The organism is Roseateles sp. (assembly GCF_049240545.1).
Taxonomy (GTDB): Bacteria; Pseudomonadota; Gammaproteobacteria; order Burkholderiales; family Burkholderiaceae_C; genus Paucibacter_A.
The window spans coordinates 1-17,604 of record NZ_JBMLSK010000196.1 but is presented as its reverse complement, the minus strand read 5'-3'; the positions used below and the strand labels follow the sequence as shown (position 1 = coordinate 17,604).

At 60.0% G+C, this 17,604-nt stretch carries 15 protein-coding genes; 11 read left to right on the top strand and 4 right to left on the bottom strand.

All coding sequences use genetic code 11. The features are described 5' to 3' along the window. Positions 1–18: 18 nt before the first annotated feature. Positions 19–1,899: a protein translocase subunit SecD gene (gene secD / locus ACOVRJ_RS12370; RefSeq protein WP_422044150.1), complete on the bottom strand. Its 1,881-nt coding sequence runs from the start codon at positions 1,897–1,899 to the stop codon at positions 19–21. A 130-nt stretch (positions 1,900–2,029) separates the two neighbouring features. Beyond that, a complete protein-coding gene (gene yajC, locus ACOVRJ_RS12365) occupies positions 2,030–2,359 on the bottom strand; it encodes a preprotein translocase subunit YajC (protein WP_422044149.1) in 330 nt (109 codons plus the stop codon). 206 nt (positions 2,360–2,565) lie between these two features. Here yajC and ACOVRJ_RS12360 point away from each other — a divergent pair, with 206 nt between their 5' ends. The 7 genes from ACOVRJ_RS12360 to ACOVRJ_RS12330 all read left to right on the top strand — a co-directional run bounded on the left by ACOVRJ_RS12360 (position 2,566) and on the right by ACOVRJ_RS12330 (position 8,878). Next, complete coding sequence (locus ACOVRJ_RS12360; protein ID WP_422044148.1) at positions 2,566–3,507, top strand: dihydrodipicolinate synthase family protein; 942 nt, start codon at positions 2,566–2,568, stop codon at positions 3,505–3,507. A 73-nt stretch (positions 3,508–3,580) separates the two neighbouring features. Further along, the gene (locus ACOVRJ_RS12355) at positions 3,581–4,273 is read left to right on the top strand and encodes a GntR family transcriptional regulator (protein WP_422044147.1); all 693 of its coding nucleotides are present in this window, start codon (positions 3,581–3,583) and stop codon (positions 4,271–4,273) included. A gap of 30 nt (positions 4,274–4,303) precedes the next feature. Beyond that, entirely contained in the window at positions 4,304–5,281 is a 978-nt protein-coding gene (locus tag ACOVRJ_RS12350; RefSeq protein ID WP_422044146.1) for a 4-hydroxyproline epimerase, read from the top strand. Further along, complete coding sequence (locus tag ACOVRJ_RS12345) at positions 5,278–6,426, top strand: NAD(P)/FAD-dependent oxidoreductase (protein ID WP_422044145.1); 1,149 nt, start codon at positions 5,278–5,280, stop codon at positions 6,424–6,426. Before ACOVRJ_RS12350 ends, ACOVRJ_RS12345 begins: the two co-directional genes overlap by 4 nt. Then, positions 6,423–6,686, top strand: coding sequence for a (2Fe-2S)-binding protein (locus tag ACOVRJ_RS12340; RefSeq protein WP_422044144.1), 264 nt, complete (start codon positions 6,423–6,425; stop codon positions 6,684–6,686). The genes ACOVRJ_RS12345 and ACOVRJ_RS12340 overlap by 4 nt, the downstream gene beginning before the upstream one ends. Then, complete coding sequence (locus ACOVRJ_RS12335; protein WP_422044143.1) at positions 6,683–7,945, top strand: FAD-dependent oxidoreductase; 1,263 nt, start codon at positions 6,683–6,685, stop codon at positions 7,943–7,945. Before ACOVRJ_RS12340 ends, ACOVRJ_RS12335 begins: the two co-directional genes overlap by 4 nt. A 150-nt stretch (positions 7,946–8,095) precedes the next feature. Next, a complete protein-coding gene (locus tag ACOVRJ_RS12330) occupies positions 8,096–8,878 on the top strand; it encodes a DeoR/GlpR family DNA-binding transcription regulator (protein WP_422044142.1) in 783 nt (260 codons plus the stop codon). 64 nt (positions 8,879–8,942) lie between these two features. Here the strand turns inward: ACOVRJ_RS12330 and ACOVRJ_RS12325 are convergent, their stop codons facing one another. After that, positions 8,943–10,190 carry a rhodanese-like domain-containing protein gene (locus tag ACOVRJ_RS12325; RefSeq protein ID WP_422044141.1) on the bottom strand — a complete coding sequence of 416 codons (1,248 nt, stop codon included), beginning with the start codon at positions 10,188–10,190 and terminating at the stop codon, positions 8,943–8,945. Between the two features lie 131 nt (positions 10,191–10,321). Continuing rightward, complete coding sequence (locus ACOVRJ_RS12320) at positions 10,322–10,540, bottom strand: hypothetical protein (protein WP_422044140.1); 219 nt, start codon at positions 10,538–10,540, stop codon at positions 10,322–10,324. 515 nt (positions 10,541–11,055) lie between these two features. On the opposite strand from ACOVRJ_RS12320, the gene ACOVRJ_RS12315 reads away from it, so the two are divergent. Genes ACOVRJ_RS12315 through gmtX form a run of 4 tightly spaced genes read left to right on the top strand, consistent with a single transcriptional unit; the run spans position 11,056 to position 17,428 of the window. After that, positions 11,056–11,610 carry a thymidine kinase gene (locus tag ACOVRJ_RS12315; RefSeq protein WP_422044139.1) on the top strand — a complete coding sequence of 185 codons (555 nt, stop codon included), beginning with the start codon at positions 11,056–11,058 and terminating at the stop codon, positions 11,608–11,610. A 9-nt stretch (positions 11,611–11,619) separates the two neighbouring features. After that, entirely contained in the window at positions 11,620–12,993 is a 1,374-nt protein-coding gene (gmtY, locus tag ACOVRJ_RS12310) for a gamma-mobile-trio recombinase GmtY (protein ID WP_422044138.1), read from the top strand. A 20-nt stretch (positions 12,994–13,013) separates the two neighbouring features. Continuing rightward, positions 13,014–16,790 (top strand): gamma-mobile-trio integrase GmtZ, encoded by a 3,777-nt coding sequence (gmtZ, locus tag ACOVRJ_RS12305; RefSeq protein WP_422044137.1) that lies wholly within the window; start codon positions 13,014–13,016, stop codon positions 16,788–16,790. Beyond that, positions 16,787–17,428, top strand: a complete 642-nt coding sequence (gene gmtX, locus ACOVRJ_RS12300) for a gamma-mobile-trio protein GmtX (protein ID WP_422044136.1) — start codon at positions 16,787–16,789, stop codon at positions 17,426–17,428. Before gmtZ ends, gmtX begins: the two co-directional genes overlap by 4 nt. Positions 17,429–17,604 lie beyond the last annotated feature (176 nt).

Below are 17,604 nucleotides of genomic sequence, written 5' to 3'. Positions count from 1 at the left end.
TTCTCGACTCCCTAGGGCTTACTTGGCCGCAGGCTGTTCGGCCTCGGACTCAGGTTTCCAGATCTGCCCGATCGACAGCGATTTGAGTTTCTTCTGACGGCCATACCAGAGGTTGACCAAGGCACGCGAGAACATGACCGAAGAGAACATCGAGGTCAGGATACCCAGGCAGTGCACGATGGCGAAACCCTTCACCGGGCCAGAGCCAAAGGCCAACAGGGCCAGGCCAGCGATCAAGGTGGTGACGTTGGAGTCCAAGATCGTGGCGAAGGCGCGTTCGTAACCGATATTGATGGCCGCCTGCGGCGCCATGCCGGCTCGTAGCTCCTCGCGGATGCGCTCATTGATCAGCACGTTAGAGTCAATCGCCATGCCCAGCACCAGCGCAATCGCCGCAATGCCCGGCAGCGACAGCGTCGCCTGCAGCATCGACAAGACTGCGACCAGCAGCAAGAGGTTGAAGCCCAGCGCCAGCGACGAGAAGAGGCCGAAGAGCATGTAGTACACGCTCATGAAGACGGCGACGGCCACAAAGCCCCAGGTCACCGACAAGATGCCTTTCTCGATGTTTTCCTTGCCCAGGCTAGGGCCGACGGTCTTTTCTTCAACGATTTCCATCGGCGCGGCCAGGGAGCCGGCACGCAGCAGCAGCGCGGTGTCATTGGCTTCCTGTGTGGTCATGGCTCCGGAGATCTTGACGCGGCCGCCGCTCAGTTCGCTGCGGATCACCGGCGCGGTCACGACCTCGCCCTTGCCCTTCTCGAACAAGATGATGGCCATGCGCTTGCCGATGTTCTCGCGCGACATGTCCTTCATGATGCGCGCACCCTTGGCGTCCAGCGTCAGGTCCACCGAGGGCTGCTGGTTTTCATCAAAGCCCGGTTGTGCATCGGTCAGGTTTTCACCGGTCAGCACCACTTGGCGCTTGACGATGATGGGGCCGAAGCCACGGTCGATGAAACGCTCGGTTCCAAAAGGCACAGGGCCGGAACCACTCAGCGCGGCTTGCGCTTCGGCGCCATCGTCCACCATGCGCAACTCCAGCGTGGCGGTGCGGCCGATGATGTCCTTGGCCTTGGCGGTGTCTTGCACGCCCGGCAGTTGCACGACCACGCGGTCGCGCCCTTGCTTTTGAATCACCGGCTCGGACACGCCGAGTTCGTTAACTCGGTTGTGCAAGGTGGTGATGTTCTGATTGAGTGCGGCTTCTTGAACCGCAATCTCCGCCTTGGGCTTCAGGGCCCCGGTCAGACGCAGGTCAAGCCCATCGTTGCTGGGCGTCCATTGCACATCGGGAAGCTGCTCGCTCAACAGGTCTTCGGCCTGCTTGCGCACCGCTTCCTCACGGAAGGCAATCACCACCGAATTGCCATCACGGCTGATGCCGGCGTGGCGGATGTTCTTGTCGCGCAGCATGGTGCGCGCGTCACCGGTCAGCGATTCGGCCTTCTTGGTCAGCGCGGACTTCATGTCGACCTGCATCAAGAAGTGCACGCCACCGCGCAAGTCCAGACCCAAATACATGGGGAAGGCATGCAGCTTGGACAGCCACTGCGGCGAACGCGACAGCAGGTTCAAGGCGACGATATAGGAAGGCTCTGCCGGGTCGGCATTGATGGCCTTGTTGATGGCTTCTTTGGCCTTGATCTGGGTATCCAGATCGCCAAACCGGGCCTTGATCGAGTTGCCTTCCAATTGCACGAAATCAGGCTTGATCTGGGCATCGGCCAGTGCCTTTTCAATACGGGCACTCAGCGCCTGGTCCACCTTCATGGTGACCTTGGCACTTGAAACCTGCACGGCCGGCGCTTCGCCGAACACATTGGGCAAGGTGTAGATCGTGCCGATCAGCAAAGCGAGCAACAGGATCGCGTACTTCCACAGCGGATAGCGGTTCATAGGAACATCCTCTCAGGCCCGGCATGTGCAAACCGGCGCTTTTGAGGGCGCCGGCTGTGTTTGACCGGGTTGCCGCCCATCCGACTGGCGGCTTGGGGCGGCTTGGCAACAATGCCGAACAGGGCTTGGCTTAAGACTTGATGGTGCCCTTGGGCAAGACTTGAACCACCGCACCGCGCTGCAATTGCAACTCCACGCCATCCGCCACTTCCAGCGTCAGATAGCTCTCGCCGACCTTGCTGATCTTGCCCAGCAGACCGCCCGAGGTGACGACTTCGTCGCCCTTGGCGATGGCGTCGATCATGGCTTTGTGTTCCTTTTGACGCTTCATCTGCGGACGAATCATCACGAAATACAAGACCACAAACATCAAAACCAGCGGCAGCATGCTCAACAGGCTGGACTCAGTACTACCAGCAGCGGCCGGGGCGGCCTGGGCAAAAGCATTGGAAATAAACACAGCAAATCCCTTTGGAATGAAAACTTCGTCCTGCACTCGGATCGAGAACACGGGTGCGGCGGTCGAACAAGCGGCGGATTGTAAGCGCCGAGGCATGTGAAACCGAATCGGCCTCAGCCCCAACTTACCCGCATCCATTTGGGCTTGACAGACAAGTTCCGCAAGGTTATCGTTAAATATATTAACGGCATACCAACGGAGATTCCATGAGCGCCAAACCCCTGCCCCAAGCCCGCCCTGAACTGCCTCGCTGGAAGGGCATCTTCCCGGCAGTGACCTCCAAGTTCAAGCCCAACGAAGACCTCGATGTGGCCGAGATGGAGCGCCACTTTGAGTTCCTGATCGCCAACGGCGTGGACGGCCTGGTCACCGGCGGCTCGCTGGGCGAGGCCAGCACGCTCTCCCTGGAAGAAAAGCTCGAAGTCGCCGCCACCGCGGTGCGCGTCTCCGCTGGCCGCGTGCCGGTGCTGGCCAATGTGTCGGAAACCAGCACCCGCAATGCGCTGCGCTATGTGGAAGGCGCCAACCGCATTGGCGTGCAGGGCCTGATGCTGATGCCGGCCGTGCTCTACCCGGCCGACACCCGCGAAGCCATCACCAATGTGCGCACCATCGCCGATGCGGCCCAGTTGCCCATCATGATTTACAACAACCCGGTGTCCTACCGCGTGGACCTGAAGCCCGAAGACATGGTGGAGTTGGCCGACTGCGAATGGCTGGTGGCCATCAAGGAGTCCACCGACAACATCCGCCGCGTCACCGATCTGCGCAACACCGTGGGCGATCGCTATCAGCTCTTCATCGGCGTTGATGACCTGAGCTTCGAAGCGCTGGCCCTGGGCTGCGACGGCTTGCTGGCCGGCCTGTGCACCGCCTTCCCGGCCGAGACCGTGGCCATCTACAAACTGATGCAAGCCAAGCGCTATGACGAAGCGCTGAAGATTTACCAATGGTTCATGCCGCTACTGCACCTGGATGTGAGCGCCAAGCTGGTGCAAAACATCAAGCTGGCCGAGACCATGGCCGGCGTCGGCAACGAAAACGTACGCCGTCCGCGCCTGCCGCTGGCCGGCGCCGAGCGCGAGCGCGTCATGGCCATCATCCAGCACGGCCTGGACACCCGCCCGGACCTGAGCCGTTTGTTCTGATCAAGGCCAACAAGCGCCCAAGCCGGTGAAACCCCGGGCCGCCAGTGCGGCCTGGGCCTGCGATGATGTGCCCATGAAGAAAACTGCTGCACTCAAGGCACCCGCCGAAGCGCCCATCGCCGCAGGCGAACCCGATAAACGTCGTTTTGCCGATCAGGCCTACGACACCTTGGAGTCCATGATCTCGACCCTGGCCCTGCGGCCCGGCGCGCCGATTGTGGAAGCCGACTTGATCGAACACACCGGCCTGGGCCGCACGCCGACCCGCGAAGCGCTGATGCGCCTGGTGGCCAGCGGCCTGATCGTGCAACAGCCACGCCGCGGCCTGCTGGTCAGCGACATCCGCCTGGCCGAGCACCTCGACCTGCTGGAAGCGCGACGTGTGCTGGAGCGTTTGATCGCCTCCACCTCCGCGCGCCGCGCCACCCCGCAGCAGCGCCAGGATCTGCTGGCCTGTGCTCAGCAAATGATCAAGGCCAGCGAAGGCTCGGACTTGGGCGCCTATATGGCCGCCGACCAAGCGCTGGACCATGTCAATCACGCCGCCTGCCGCAACCCATTTGCGGTGGCGGCCGTGATCCCCATGGCCATCCAGTGCCGACGCTTTTGGTATGCCTATCAACACCAAGGCGATATGAGCGAAGGCGCGCGCTGCCATTTGGCGCTGGCCCAAGCGATTGCTGAGGGCGAGCCCAACGCAGCAGCCGCCGCCTCGGATGCCTTGCTGGACTATTTACGCTCTTATGCCCAGGCGGTGATCGCCTGACACATACCCCCCTCACACTGCGCCACAGCCATGCGATTCATTGACTCTCACACCGGCGGCGAGCCGACCCGCATCCTCATTTCCGGTGGACCGGATTTGGGCTCGGGCAGCATGGCCGAACGGCTGGCGCGCATGCGCGATCAGCACGATGGCTGGCGCAGCGCCTTGGTCAATGAGCCGCGCGGCTCCGATGTCTTGGTCAGCGCGCTGCTGTGCGAACCGGTCGACCCCGCCAGTGCCTGCGGCGTGATCTTCTTCAACAATGTGGGCTATCTGGGCATGTGCGGCCACGGCACCATCGGCCTGGTCGCCACGCTGGCTTACCTGGGCCGCATCGGCCCCGGCGAGCACCGCATCGAAACCCCGGTCGGCGCGGTCACCGCCCGCTTGGCCGCCGACGGCGGCGTGACGGTGGCCAATGTGCCCGCCTATCGTCACGCCAAGGCCGTGGCGGTGCAGGTGCCGGGTCATGGCCTGGTGCATGGCGATGTGGCCTGGGGCGGCAACTGGTTCTTCCTCTGCGAGGACCATGGCCTGAAGCTGACGCTGGCGCATGCCGAGGCGCTGACCGACTTGTCCTGGCGCATTCGCGAGGCCTTGACCGCGCAAGGCATCACAGGCGCCAACGGTCAGTTGATCGATCACATCGAATTGATCGGTCCCGCCCAAGACCCCGCCAACCAAGGCCGCAACTTTGTGCTGTGCCCCGGCAAAGCCTATGACCGTTCGCCCTGCGGCACCGGCACCAGCGCAAAGATCGCCTGCCTGGCGGCCTCGGGCAAGCTAGCGCCGGGCGAGATCTGGCGCCAAGAAAGCGTGATCGGCAGCGTGTTCGAAGCCAGCTACCGCGTCGATCAATCTGGTTCCAGCGCCACGGCGGAGGGTCAGGTTTTGCCCTCCATCTCAGGTCGGGCGTATGTGAATATGGACGCCACCCTGGTCTTCCAGCCCGGCGACCCGTTCGCCTGGGGCATCAAACAAGATTCGCACCCGGGCTCTGCAGCTTGAGCACCGCGCCGCTGAAGCAGCGCCGCAATGCCGATGTTTTGATCGTCGGCGCCGGCATCATTGGCGCCGCCTGTGCACGTGAGTTTGCGCGCCAAGGCCTTTCGGTTGCAGTCATCGAACCTGGCGCCTTAGGCGGCGGCGCCACCGCCGCCTCGATGGGCCACCTCTTGATCGTGGACGATGAGGCCGGCGGTGCTGACGCCGAATTCAAGCTGACCCAGCGCAGCCAGCAGCTCTGGGCCGAATGGCTGGCTCAAGCGCCGCAGCACGCCGAACAAGCCGAACACCAGCGCTGCGGCACTCTTTGGATCGCGGCCGATGACGAAGAACTTGCCCTGGCCGAACGCAAGCAGGCTTGGTATCAGCAACAAGGCCTGCCTGCAGAGATGCTCGACGCCGCCGAACTGGCGCGCGCCGAACCGCTGCTGCGTCCCGGCCTGAGCGGCGCCTTGCGGGTAGCCGATGATGCCCGCGTCTACCCGCCCAAGGTGGTGGCCCGCTGGCTGGAAGAGGCCCGAGCCGAGATCATCGACGGCGAGGTCGAGAGCTTCGATGGCAGCAGCGTGCGCCTGCGCGATGGCCGGCAGCTCTGGGGCGCCATGACCGTGCTCTGCGCCGGCCTGGCCAGTCAGCGCTGGCTGCCTGAGGGCTGGCTGCTGCCGAAGAAAGGCCATCTGGCCATCACCCAGCGCGGCCCGCAAACCGTCAAGCACCAATTGGTGGAGTTGGGCTATATCAAAAAAGCCCATGTGCTGGATGCAGACACCGTGTCCTTCAATGTGCAGGCCCGCCCCGGCGGCCAGCTCTTGATTGGCTCCTCGCGCCAGCTGGGTGCGGCGGCCTGTGCCGATCGCGCATTGGACCCGCTGATGCTCAAACAAATGCTGGGCCTGGCTTGCGACTATCTGCCTGCCCTGGCGGAGATGAGTTTGCTGCGCTGCTGGACTGGGGTGCGCCCGGCCAGCTGCGATGGCCAGCCCTTGATCGGCGCCCACCCCCATTTGCCGCGGGTCTGGCTGGCCTGCGGGCATGAGGGCCTGGGCATCACCACCTCGTTGGCCACCGCTGAATTGCTGGCCGAGCTGGCCCTGGGCCGTCCCACCACGCTGGATGCCAGCGCTTTTACTCCGACACGATTCGCATGAGCGCGCCCCTCCTCACCCGCCAACTCACCGTCCACATCAACGGCCGGCCCTGCCTGGTGCCGGCCGGCTGCAGCGTTGCTGCGGCCTTGGCGCACGCCGGCTTGAGCGGCACGCGTCGCTCGCTCAGCGGTGAAGCGCGCGCCGCGTTTTGCGGCATGGGCCAATGCCAAGAATGCAGAGTGCGAATTGACGGCAGTCCGAATCGCCTGGCCTGCATGACGCCCAGCCTCGACGGCATGCACATCGAGACCGACGCATGAGCACACAGCATCACGCCGATGTCATCGTGGTGGGCGCCGGCCCAGCCGGCATGGCGGCCATCCAAGAACTGCTGCAAGCGAAGAAGCGCGTCATCTGGATCGACCAAGGCCTGCGCCCCGGTGGGCAAATCTGGCGAGCCGGCCCGCCCCAGCCTTGGGCGCAAACGCTGCAGGCCCTGATGGCCAATCCTTTGCTGCAGCTGCTGAGCGGCCATGCGGTGATCGCCGTTGAAAGCCAGGGCGAGTTCCGACTGCGGCTGCAAAACCTGCAGCAGCCGCAAGCGCCCGGCGTCTCTGTGCAAGCCCCGCAGATGCTGCTGGCTCTGGGGGCTCGGGAACGCTTCTTGCCCTTTCCAGGCTGGACCTTGCCAGGCGTCAGCGGTGCGGGTGGGCTACAGGCCTTGATCAAGAACGGCTGGCCGATTGCAGGCCGCCGCGTGCTGCTGGCGGGCTCAGGACCATTGCTCTTGGCCTCGGCCGATACCGCAAAAGCGGCTGGCGCGGAGCTGCTGTGCGTGGCCGAACAAGCGCCGCGCCAGGCCTTGGCCGGCTTCGCGGCCCGCTTGCCACTGGCCAAGATGGCCCAAGCACTGGGGCTGGGCTGGCGCTTGCGCGGCATCCCCTACCGCCCTGGCGTCTGGGTGACCCGTGCGCTGGGAGAGGGCAAGTTGGAGGCGGTGCAACTCAGCAATGGCCGCGAGCAATGGGAGCTGCCCTGCGATGCGCTCGGCGTCGGCTACGGCCTGTTGCCAAATATCGAACTGGCCGAGCTGCTGGGCTGCCGCATCGCGGCGGGAGCGATCTCGGTCGATGCGGATCAACAAAGCTCCTTGAAAGACGTTTTTGCCGCCGGCGAGTGCACCGGCATTGGCGGCGTCGACAAAGCCTTGCTGGAAGGGCAGATCGCCGCGCTGCGCCTGCTGGGCCAATCGACCGAGCACCTCAAGCGGCAACACCGGCAAGTGCTTCGCTTTGCGGAACTGCTGCACACCCGCTTTGCCCTGCGCCCCGAGTTGCTGCTACTGGCCGAGGCCAAGACCCTGATCTGCCGCTGCGAGGACGTCTGCCTGGGCGAGTTGAACGGCCAGCGCAGCTGGCGCGATGCCAAGCTGCAAACCCGCTGTGGCATGGGCGCCTGCCAGGGGCGTATTTGTGGTCCTATTACCGAAACCCTGCTCGGCTGGCCCGGTGGCGCCAGCGGGCGCGGGCTGCGCGCACCCTTGCAGCCGGCTCCGCTGCATTGCCTGCTGGAGAAATGACGTCGGGGAGCGATCCCAATGGCCTGATCCATTTGGGCACTTTCGTCATCGCTGCGTCATGCAAAAAGTCCTTAATGAGCATCCCGCTCACGACCCGCATAGGCCGACCCGGCTTGGCTGCTTGTGAGCTGCGCATTGACGATACAAGCCATGTGGACCCCAGAACGTCACGACAAAATCATTTCACTGCTGCATGAGCGACAGCGCCTGACCACCGACGCTTTTGCGCTCGAACTGGGGGTCTCCAAAGAGACGGTCCGGCGCGACTTGATCGAGCTGGAGGCGCATGGCAAGCTCAGCCGCGTGCATGGCGGCGCCGTCCCCTGCTCTCAGCACAATGAAACGCAGGCCGAAGCCAGCTACCAAGAGCGTGTGCGCCTGCATCAGCCCGAGAAGCAGTCGATCGCCCGCGCGGCCGCCAGCCTGATCCCTTCCGGCAGCTCTTGCTTCATCGATGCAGGCTCCACCACACATGCACTGGCGCAAGCCCTTTTGCAAAACGTGCGCGAGCTTCATGTCATCACCAATTCGGTCGAAATCGCGCGCACCTTGGCCGCAAGCGGCGATATCGAGACTCATTTGCTCGGTGGCCAATTTCAAACCGATGTGCCCGCCACCTCGGGCGACTTCACGCTGGGTGAGATCGCGCGTTTTCACGCCGACTTTGCCTTGCTCTCGCCCACGGCTTTGAACCCGGAGCATGGCGCGCTGGACTATGCCTGGCACGAGGCCCATGTCGCTCGTGCGATGCTGGCTCGGGCGCGCACTTGCATCATGTTGGCGGATGCCAACAAGCTCGGCACAGGCAGTCGTGTTCAGATATGCCCCCCGACCGCGATCGACGTGCTGGTCACCGACGCACGCGCCGAAACCGGCATGCTCGAACGCCTGCGTCACGCGGGAGTCAAACAGACGATTTACGCCCCCCATTGAGCCGGCGCTCGCTCGAGCCCCAGCGCGACTCGCCAAGAAAGGGGTAAACCAGCGCCGCCGTCAGCTACTGTGCTTCGACCGGAAGATTCGCGCCGCGCCATTCCGGCAGGCCGCCGCGGAACCAATGCACCTTGGCGTAGCCCGCCTTGACCGCTGCATGGCTGGCCTTGTAACTCTTCCAGCATTCGGGGCCATTGCAGGCAAACACCAAGGCCGTGCGCTTGTCGGCCGGCAATTTGCTCAGGTCAAACTTGTCTTCGTCGGCCTTGTAGTCGGCGTCTTTGGCGCTCTTCTCTACATAAGGCAGCAACTTGGATCCGGGCACTCGTCCCGCCTTGAATTCAAGCTCGGTGCGCGTATCGATGTACTCGGCACCTGCCTTCATCAACTGGGCTACCGCCGCAGCATCCACCACGGTGGCGCCGGGCAGCAAACGCGGGGTGAAGTAACCCAAGGTGGACACATATTCAAAACCACTTGCCGTGATCGGCTGCAGCTTTAAGCCAGAAGCAGCGGGCAGATTGCTGGCCAGCGCGGCTCGCAAAACCTCGGGCTGCAGGGCCGAGCCTGGCTTGATGGCTACCGCCATGCCGGGTACGACCTTGCTCTGCATCACCATCTTCAGTGGCTCGCCGGCTGCAAGCCAGCGATCAAATACGGCTCGTTCCACCGCCACCACATCGCAGCGGCGGATCTGCAAACAGACCAGCAAGGCATCTTGATAACGGCTTTCCATGACGGAGCCAAAATGGCGCTTGATGGTGCTATTGCTCGCATTGACTTCGCCGCGCAGCAAGTAAGTGACAACACTGTCCTGCAGCGGCAAACCCAGGCGCTTACCCGCTGCCGTTGACAGGCTGCTAATGGGACTGCTGGCGGGTGCGACCAGCACGGCTTGCACGGGCTTATCCACACTTCCAACCGGTACATAGCCGTAACGGACAGCGCTGCCAATCACATGGGCCGGCGCGACAAACACCTCATGCAGTCGCGAACGAGTCGCACCGAGGTCGGCCGCCACATCGGTGGATTGAGAGATCTGCATGCCGGCCGCGCGTTCACGACGCAGCGATTGCTCGAGAGCGGACTTCCAGACATTGAATACCGCAAACCGGGACTGCTCGCCCTCATCGCCAGGATTGACCAGCACACTCAAACTCTGGGCCTGAACCGAGGTAGGACTGAATACAGCCCATGCGGACAGACTCAAGACCAAGCGCCCAGCCCAGACAGACCAGCCAGCCTGCGCCGGCCTGCGGATCTGAGAAGCCCTGTGCGTTGAGGGATGCGAAAAAGCGAGGGTGTCGTCCATGAGCCCAGAGTCTAGGCCAAGCCTGCCGCCTTGGAATGCATGAGAAGGCACGATGTGCGCTTTCTCACGCCAAAGAACAGCCCAGCACCTAAGCCTTGCAGGCCCGAGGCTCAAAACAGACGATCTGCGGCTCAGACGCTCTCTTTTGGCTTGGCACACGCCGGCTTGCAAACCACCTCGGTGCGGCCTAGCACGCGCTTGGATTGAAGATTGCTCGGCGTGCGATGTTTGCCGCACTTGAAACAGGAGCGGGTGTGACCGCTGCCCAGAAAAGGAGACCCGCCCAATTTGGACTCATAACGCAGGCCGTTGTCGCTGACGCTGGTGTAGGTGTCTTTGCTCATTGCCATCTATGGTTAGCCTTACCGATCCGTCACGCGAGGGGCGCAACAGATCCGGATGCCCTTTGTGCTGCAAGTTCTTGCAGTCTCCTGACCCTCTGCTTCGATAGTAGGCGGCGAAAGCCGGGTTTGACTACCTCGCTTGCCCCAGGTTTTGTCATATTTCGCCTTCGGCGCACCACCGATCTAGGGGATGCCCTAGGTCATCAGGTCGCTCGGCGCATCATTTCGAATGATTGCGACAATGGCGTGACAAGCAAAACAAGAACTCCTCCTCACGGAACACCATGGCAAAGCTATTTTTTCGTTACGCAGCGATTATTACGGGCTAAATATTCACATAGTTTCTGCATCAAAGCATCACAAACCCAGACAAAGACAAATTGAAGCCCCTCAAATTCAGTCGAACGCCTGGACTCGCAGATCCGTTGAGCACCCAAAATCTCAACTGCGAGGTGCTAAAGTGCATACTTTTGCATTGATGCTCGCGTCAATTTGACGCTTACACCCACCAGGAGAGACGTTTGGCCAGCCTTTGGTTCCGTTACGCCGCGATGAATGCAGGGAAGACAACCTCCCTTTTGCAAGTGGCTCACAACTACGAAGAAAACGGCGAGCAGGTTTTGTTGCTCACCTCAGCTCTGGACGACCGTGATGGGCGCGGTGTCATCTCCTCTCGCATCGGCTTAACAAGGGTCGCCCACACCTACACGCCACACACCGATTTCCTTGAGCGCTTGGCTGGCGATCAGGTTGCATGCGTACTCATTGACGAAGCGCAATTTCTGACCGTCGATCAGGTTTGCCAACTGCATAAGTGGACTCACAGCAATGCCACCCCAGTGATGTGCTTCGGACTTCGCTCTGACTTCCAAGGTAACGCCTTCCCTGGTGCTGCTGCGCTTCTAACTCTGGCCGACAACCTTGAGGAAATCCGAACGGCTTGCCGCTGCGGAAAAAAGGCAACGATGAACATCCGCATCGACCAGAACGGAGAGCGGCTCCAAGAGGGCGCCCAGGTGCTGATCGGCGGAAACAGCCGGTACCGGCAAGTTTGCGCACGCTGTTTCTACAAGTGAAGCCAAGCTATGTTTGTACGAGTGAACGTCGAGGTAAGCGCTGACGCCACAGGCAACACGGTAGCTATACCCGGTGTGTTGACCCCGGCAGGCTTGCTGACTCCGTTGGTCGATTACCTCCAAGAGAAAGCTCTATCTCGCAGCCCTTCGTGGATGGATAAGGTAGTCCGGTCAGTCAGATTGTTTTGCTACTACCTGAATGCCAATCCCGCAAATCGGGATACGAGAGCGGTGTTCGACAACTTCGCGACCGCCCTGCAGTCCGGTACGATTGACTTACGCACAGGGGAGGATCCGAGTGGTCTCTACTGGAGGCCGAAAAGCGGAGCGGATCGTAGCGGCATAGTCACAGACCTAACGCTCTTCTTCGATTGGATGGGGAAGAAAAATCCAACAGCGGCCAACATCAACCCAAAGGTTGCTGCAAATGTGTACGAACAACGGTGGAACTCGGCAGCGCGCCTCTACCGCCGAGAGAACTCCCTACTTGGTCACCTTTGGTCCAACACCGAAGGTGACAAGAAAAGCCGCAGACTAAGCACCCAAAGGGAGCCCGTGGCAACAGCGCTTGAGTCACCTGCCTTCCCGGAAGATAAGTTCCAAGACTTCATCACGGACGGCTGGGGAGTCGGAAGTCGAGTTGATCACCGAGGCATCTGTATCACCCTCCTACTGCATGGGGCTGGCTTTCGCGCCTCTGAACCATTCCATCTGTACGTGCAAGACGTAGTGCCTGATCCAACGAACCCTAGGTCGGCGCTAGTGACAATCCACCATCCCTCTGCAGGCTATGCACCGGAAAACTGGCGCGACCCCACAGTTGGTGGTCGAGGACGGCGGGATGCCTATCTAGCTGCCAACTATGGTCTGAAGCCAAGGCACCTTTTGCAAAGCAAACTTAAGGCTGGATGGAAGGGTGGCCTCTACGACGCGGACAATTACAAACAGGCGCACTGGTTTGAACCCTGGCATGGTGAGCTCTTCCTATACCACTGGAACCGCTACATAGAGCAACTCGTTCGCGTTAAGCGCAACCATCCCTTCCTGTTTGTCAATCTGCGTCGGGGCACCCCTGGAGCCATGTACCAGCTTGGTACGTTCAACGATGCACACGCAGCCGCCTGCCGCCGAATCGGGCTTTTGCCGCTGAAAAGCCTTGGCACTACCCCGCATGGCCACCGGCACGCATACGGCCAAAAAGCGCGAAAGGCCAAGCTCGATGTGAAGATCATCCAACTGATGCTCCACCACGCCTCCGAGAACAGCCAAAAGATCTACACAGGCCCAAGCACAGCAGAAGTCACGTCAATTTTGGCTGAGGCCCACAAAAAGATGGGTGAAGACATGCCGCTACGGTTGGCCCACAGGTTTAGCTACACCTGATATTTGGCTACGTACTTCTTATGACTAATCCCGTTCATCCCGACGCAACCTTAGATCGACTGATATCGAATCCCATCCTGAGCGAAAAACGCAAGCTTACGCTAACCTCCATTCATGAATTCTGCCGTGCCCAGTTCGACCTTGGGGTGCGCAGCTTTCAGCCGGCCGAAGTAGGAAAAGGACTGGCTACTGCCGGTACGATGGCTCCGAGCAGCTACATGTCATCGGCGTTCCCCGACTATCAAGCGGTTGGTCAGGCTTGGCAAGAATACTCCGACGCAGTGGATCTAGCCCTCGACCCGACTGCGCCCCCTGAGCACCCAGACTCCGTGCTGCGGCAATTGCTGCAGGACCCCAAACGGCGCGGCAGCGGTTTATCTACTCTCAGGACGATTTATCGATTGTGCCGAGATCGATTCAATCGGGGCGAACGCAATTTTTCGCCCGCTGCGGTAGAAAAGGATAGCGTCGAGTCGAGCACCGCTACAACAAAACAGGTCTTGAGGAAAATTGCCCCGAACCAACGCGCGCTGCTCAGCGCCTGGCAAAAACTCGCCGACGCAAAAGCCAGTAGCGAAACAAACGATCTTGCAATTGGAGAGGACGAGAACTTCGACGCGGGACACCACGTTCGGGCCCCTCGCTTCCGGGCATCGGGTCTTGCTCGCCCTGAGGATGATCCTGCCTTTGTCTTCGACAAACTTGTCAAAGCACGGAATGTCAAATCATCCACTGTCAAGCTGCTGACTCAAATGCAAGAGGTCTGCTCAAATCGATTTGAGGCTGGCGAGTTTGACTTCGGCAGAAGTGCCTCCGCGCGAGCTTTCAGCCAAGCGAAAGTCTTTGCAAGTGACAAGTCATTGACCAGCCGACTTGCCTACACGAAGCGCTACGCTGACCTTATCGATGCATGGCAGGCAAAAGCAGACTCCGGTTGGATTGACTTCAGCCCAGAACTTCCACCGACGAATCCGCACGCAGTGTTTCGGCGTCTGCGCGGGAAGACCGACCGCGCAGACATGCTGGAGAGCCTTCTCGGTGTGCATCGCATCTGCTACCTAGAGCATCGCGCTGGCAGACTCGATTTTTCAGTCTTAACTTTGGGGAAGCTGCTGGCAGACCGAGGCATCCTAGCTGAGAGGTCGATGTATAACAGCATCTACGATGATCTGCGCACCCTTGCAGACGCATGGCACAAGCATGCTCGTCCTTGGATAGAGGTCGATGGCGTGTCACCCCCTCCTGTACGGCTTACCCCTCGCAAGTCTCACGATGCCGACCTCGAACATGTTCGGCAGAATTATCCGCAGTTTGCCCAGTGGCGTGAACTGGCTGTTGAATGGCTTCAGACGGTCAGGGGCGGCATGGGGCCGCGGCTTTCTGCCATCAATGCTTTCATTGAGATCTATCTGACCCAGGCCGGAGTTCCAAACACTCCCGCTGAATTTCTTCGTAGGGGGGCGGTGCTTCCCGACTTCGCGGTTTTGGGCTGTGGCCCCGGGAGCATGACTGGCCGTACCACCCGGAACAACTACCTCTACGAGTTCTTCGAGTGGGTGCTACTGCGAAACTGCAGCGAAGAGGCTGATGACGGCGAGCTGATCGTTTCACCGGCATTTCGCAATCCCCTATCCCGAGCACAAAAGCAAAGTGGGAGTCTGCGGCACTCCCAGTCCGTTCGCTCAGCGCTACCTTACGGATATATCCATGTTCTGAGGCGCATGCTGGCTCAAGGGCCCAACTTTCGCGATTGGACCTTTGCCCAAGGAGCACAAGGCGCCGGTGAAGGGGAAATAGGCCGCCCGTCACCGGATTGGTATGAGGTCGACCTAGCCTTGATCGACAAAGACGACCCTGATTGCGTCTGGCGCAAGCGCCAGTTTTTCGGTGGTCGAGTCGTCTACCAGATGTGGAGTCCGGTTCGATGGGTCGCCTTGCTCATGAAGATGCTCCTGCCACTGCGGACTCACCAAGTACGGTTGCTTGATTCAGGCGAGTCCGACACTTGGAAGTTCGATGCAGGTAAGTGGATCCTGAACGACCATCCGTTGGCAGATCGAGACGAGCGCAAGCCGTGGCAGCAGGGTGTTCTTCGTCTTGAGCCTGATCCGTCCAATCGCAATGCCCCATTCACAATCCTCTACATCAACACCAATAAGACGGCTGATATGGACAAGGAGGGGCCATACAAGGGGTACACGATGCCGTGGTACGCGGCGTCGGACCAGTTGGATAACGTCTATTTCTGGTTCGAGAAGCTCCGAAATTGGCAGAGTAAGTACAACCCCATCAAACGGCGGACAGCTTGGCTGGAACTTGGCGGGCGGCACATCACTGCCAAAACCGACGCGCAATATCGGTCATATTCGGACGCCTGCTTCCTTTTTCGCCAACCGGAGGAAGCAGTCGAACTTCGTGGACTCCCTGTCACCGATGGCATTCTTTCGAATGCATGGTTCAATTTGCTAGAGGCCTTACAAGATAAGCTGGCCGAAAAGAAAGAAACTCACCCCGACGGGCAGCCCATTGTATTTGTCGGCCGCGACGAGAAGGGCAGGAATAGTTTCAACGACTTCCCCTTGCACAGCCTGCGAATCTCGCTCATCACAGCATTGGCGCTCGACGGAAAGGTTCCGTTCCCAATTTTGCAGAAGCTGGTTGGCCATACCCGCCTGCTCATGACCCTCTATTACACGAAACCCGGCCTCGCCAGGATCACCGAAACCCTTACTGAGGCTGCAGCTCAGTTAGATGCAAATAAAGAAGTCAGTATCCATGGTTTTCTTCGCAACACTCCTCACGAAAAGCTGATTCGCGATGCCATCTGCAACAGCTCAGGCTCGCTTTCAGCGACGATTCCCATTCATCCCGGTGATCGCAATCCCGCAGGCTGGATGCTGATGCACCATGGTCTTTGCTTGGTAGGGGGCAACGTCAGCCAGGTGCAAGACAACGCGACGCTCGGTGGGTGCTACAACGGTGGGCCGTTCAATGGCACTCAAACCAGAATCTCGCACGACCCCGTTCCTGGAGGCGCTCGAAACTGCGTTCGATGCCGATGGTTCGTCACAGAGCCACATTACCTTCAGGCCTTGACTGCTCACTTTAACAATGCGGCCTATCATTTCGACGAATCGCGCAATCGCGCGGTCGCCACGGAGCGCAAATGGCAAGAACTCCTGCGGCGCAAGGCCGAAATGGAGTTCGCCGACGAACTGTTCACCGAGCACCTTGCTTTGGACTCGGCAGAACGACTTTATGAGACCACAGTGGTCGAGTTCAGCGAACAGGCTGAGACCCTCGTAGCTACCTGGCGCTTGATCGAGCGCTGCATCGACGTACTCAACGGCGGCGAGGCTGATGGCACTCAGTTAGTAATTCAAGGCTCTAGCTCTGAGGTTAAGGCGGTCTTTGAGGAGATCGACTCTGAGTTGCTTCAACTCTGCGGCGTTTGCGAGAACATCCATCTTTACCCTGATTTGGGGGCGGACAAGGCGGTGCTGCGGCGCAGCCAGTTGCTCGACTCAGCGCTCTACAACGAGGGCCTGCCACCAATGTTCATGAAACTGAGTGAAGAGGACCAACTCAGCGTCGGGAACGCGTTCATGCAACGCCTTTCACGTCTCGCTTCGCCGACTAACCCATTCATTGGTCAACGCGAGGTGATTAGAGTCATCGACGCTGGCAAAAAATTGGGCGAAAGCCTCGGAATTGAACTTAGCGACGCTGTGAACGAAATTCAGCTGGGGAAAAGCCTCCCCTATCCAACGAAGAGCCTAAAGAAAATCAAATCATGACCGGCAAGATGACCCCAGATGAAGTCTTGGACTCAATTATGGCCACATCACCTCGGCCGCAAAAGGTGCGCAACCTCAAGGAGTTGCATAGCGTATGCAAGGCTCTGTATGAGATAGGCCCACGCGACTTCTCCTACAGCCATGTGGGCAAAGTCTGCGAGTCGAAGAGCATCATGAAAGCCCGTGGGCTGTACAACTCCGCTGCTGAAGACTACCGCAAGCTCATTGACGCGTGGGCCCACCTCGCGGGCCCGTTGCCTCCGAAGCTGATAGACAAAAACAACCCATCGCAAGAATATGTAAGCGAAATTCAGGATCCCGTGCTTCGAATGCTGGTCAAGAGGGATCTTGCGAAACTCGGTCGCGTTACAGCTGAGTTGAACCTATTAAAGTCACAAAAGACGTTCGTTGTTGACAAGCGGCCTATCGCCGATAGCACGTTGCCGATGCCTACAAATGCAATCAATCAATTGGAAGACTCGGAGTTGAAGGCGCTCAGGAAGGCTCTCTCTCCAGAGTCGCTCAAGCGAAAAGGCTGGGAAGTAACTAAAGTCGGCGAAGTGGTTTCCGACCGTGGGCGCACCATTTTCGAGCCAGGCTTCGCTACTGGACTAAGAAAGCTGCTTGGAGAGCAATGAAACAAGCCAAGACAACAAGGGTCAATCGTTAACCGAAGGCTAACCAATCCCGTCCTCCAATCCATTGTCGCCCAGTTCGTGAGAACCAGACGAGCCATCGGACTCGTGAGTAAGCCGAAGAAATACTTGTTTGGCGCGCGTCAATTCGCATGCCTTTCCACCGCATCCTGCATCCC

What these genes read in the sequence shown, in the direction of transcription:
- secD (WP_422044150.1), bottom strand. Translation starts at nt 1,899, where the DNA reads ATGAACCGCTATCCGCTGTGGAAGTACGCGATCCTGTTGCTCGCTTTG.
- ACOVRJ_RS12360 (WP_422044148.1), top strand. Translation starts at nt 2,566, where the DNA reads ATGAGCGCCAAACCCCTGCCCCAAGCCCGCCCTGAACTGCCTCGCTGG.
- ACOVRJ_RS12355 (WP_422044147.1), top strand. Translation starts at nt 3,581, where the DNA reads ATGAAGAAAACTGCTGCACTCAAGGCACCCGCCGAAGCGCCCATCGCC.
- ACOVRJ_RS12350 (WP_422044146.1), top strand. Translation starts at nt 4,304, where the DNA reads ATGCGATTCATTGACTCTCACACCGGCGGCGAGCCGACCCGCATCCTC.
- ACOVRJ_RS12340 (WP_422044144.1), top strand. Translation starts at nt 6,423, where the DNA reads ATGAGCGCGCCCCTCCTCACCCGCCAACTCACCGTCCACATCAACGGC.
- ACOVRJ_RS12335 (WP_422044143.1), top strand. Translation starts at nt 6,683, where the DNA reads ATGAGCACACAGCATCACGCCGATGTCATCGTGGTGGGCGCCGGCCCA.
- ACOVRJ_RS12330 (WP_422044142.1), top strand. Translation starts at nt 8,096, where the DNA reads ATGTGGACCCCAGAACGTCACGACAAAATCATTTCACTGCTGCATGAG.
- ACOVRJ_RS12325 (WP_422044141.1), bottom strand. Translation starts at nt 10,190, where the DNA reads ATGGACGACACCCTCGCTTTTTCGCATCCCTCAACGCACAGGGCTTCT.
- ACOVRJ_RS12320 (WP_422044140.1), bottom strand. Translation starts at nt 10,540, where the DNA reads ATGGCAATGAGCAAAGACACCTACACCAGCGTCAGCGACAACGGCCTG.
- gmtY (WP_422044138.1), top strand. Translation starts at nt 11,620, where the DNA reads ATGTTTGTACGAGTGAACGTCGAGGTAAGCGCTGACGCCACAGGCAAC.
- gmtZ (WP_422044137.1), top strand. Translation starts at nt 13,014, where the DNA reads ATGACTAATCCCGTTCATCCCGACGCAACCTTAGATCGACTGATATCG.
- gmtX (WP_422044136.1), top strand. Translation starts at nt 16,787, where the DNA reads ATGACCGGCAAGATGACCCCAGATGAAGTCTTGGACTCAATTATGGCC.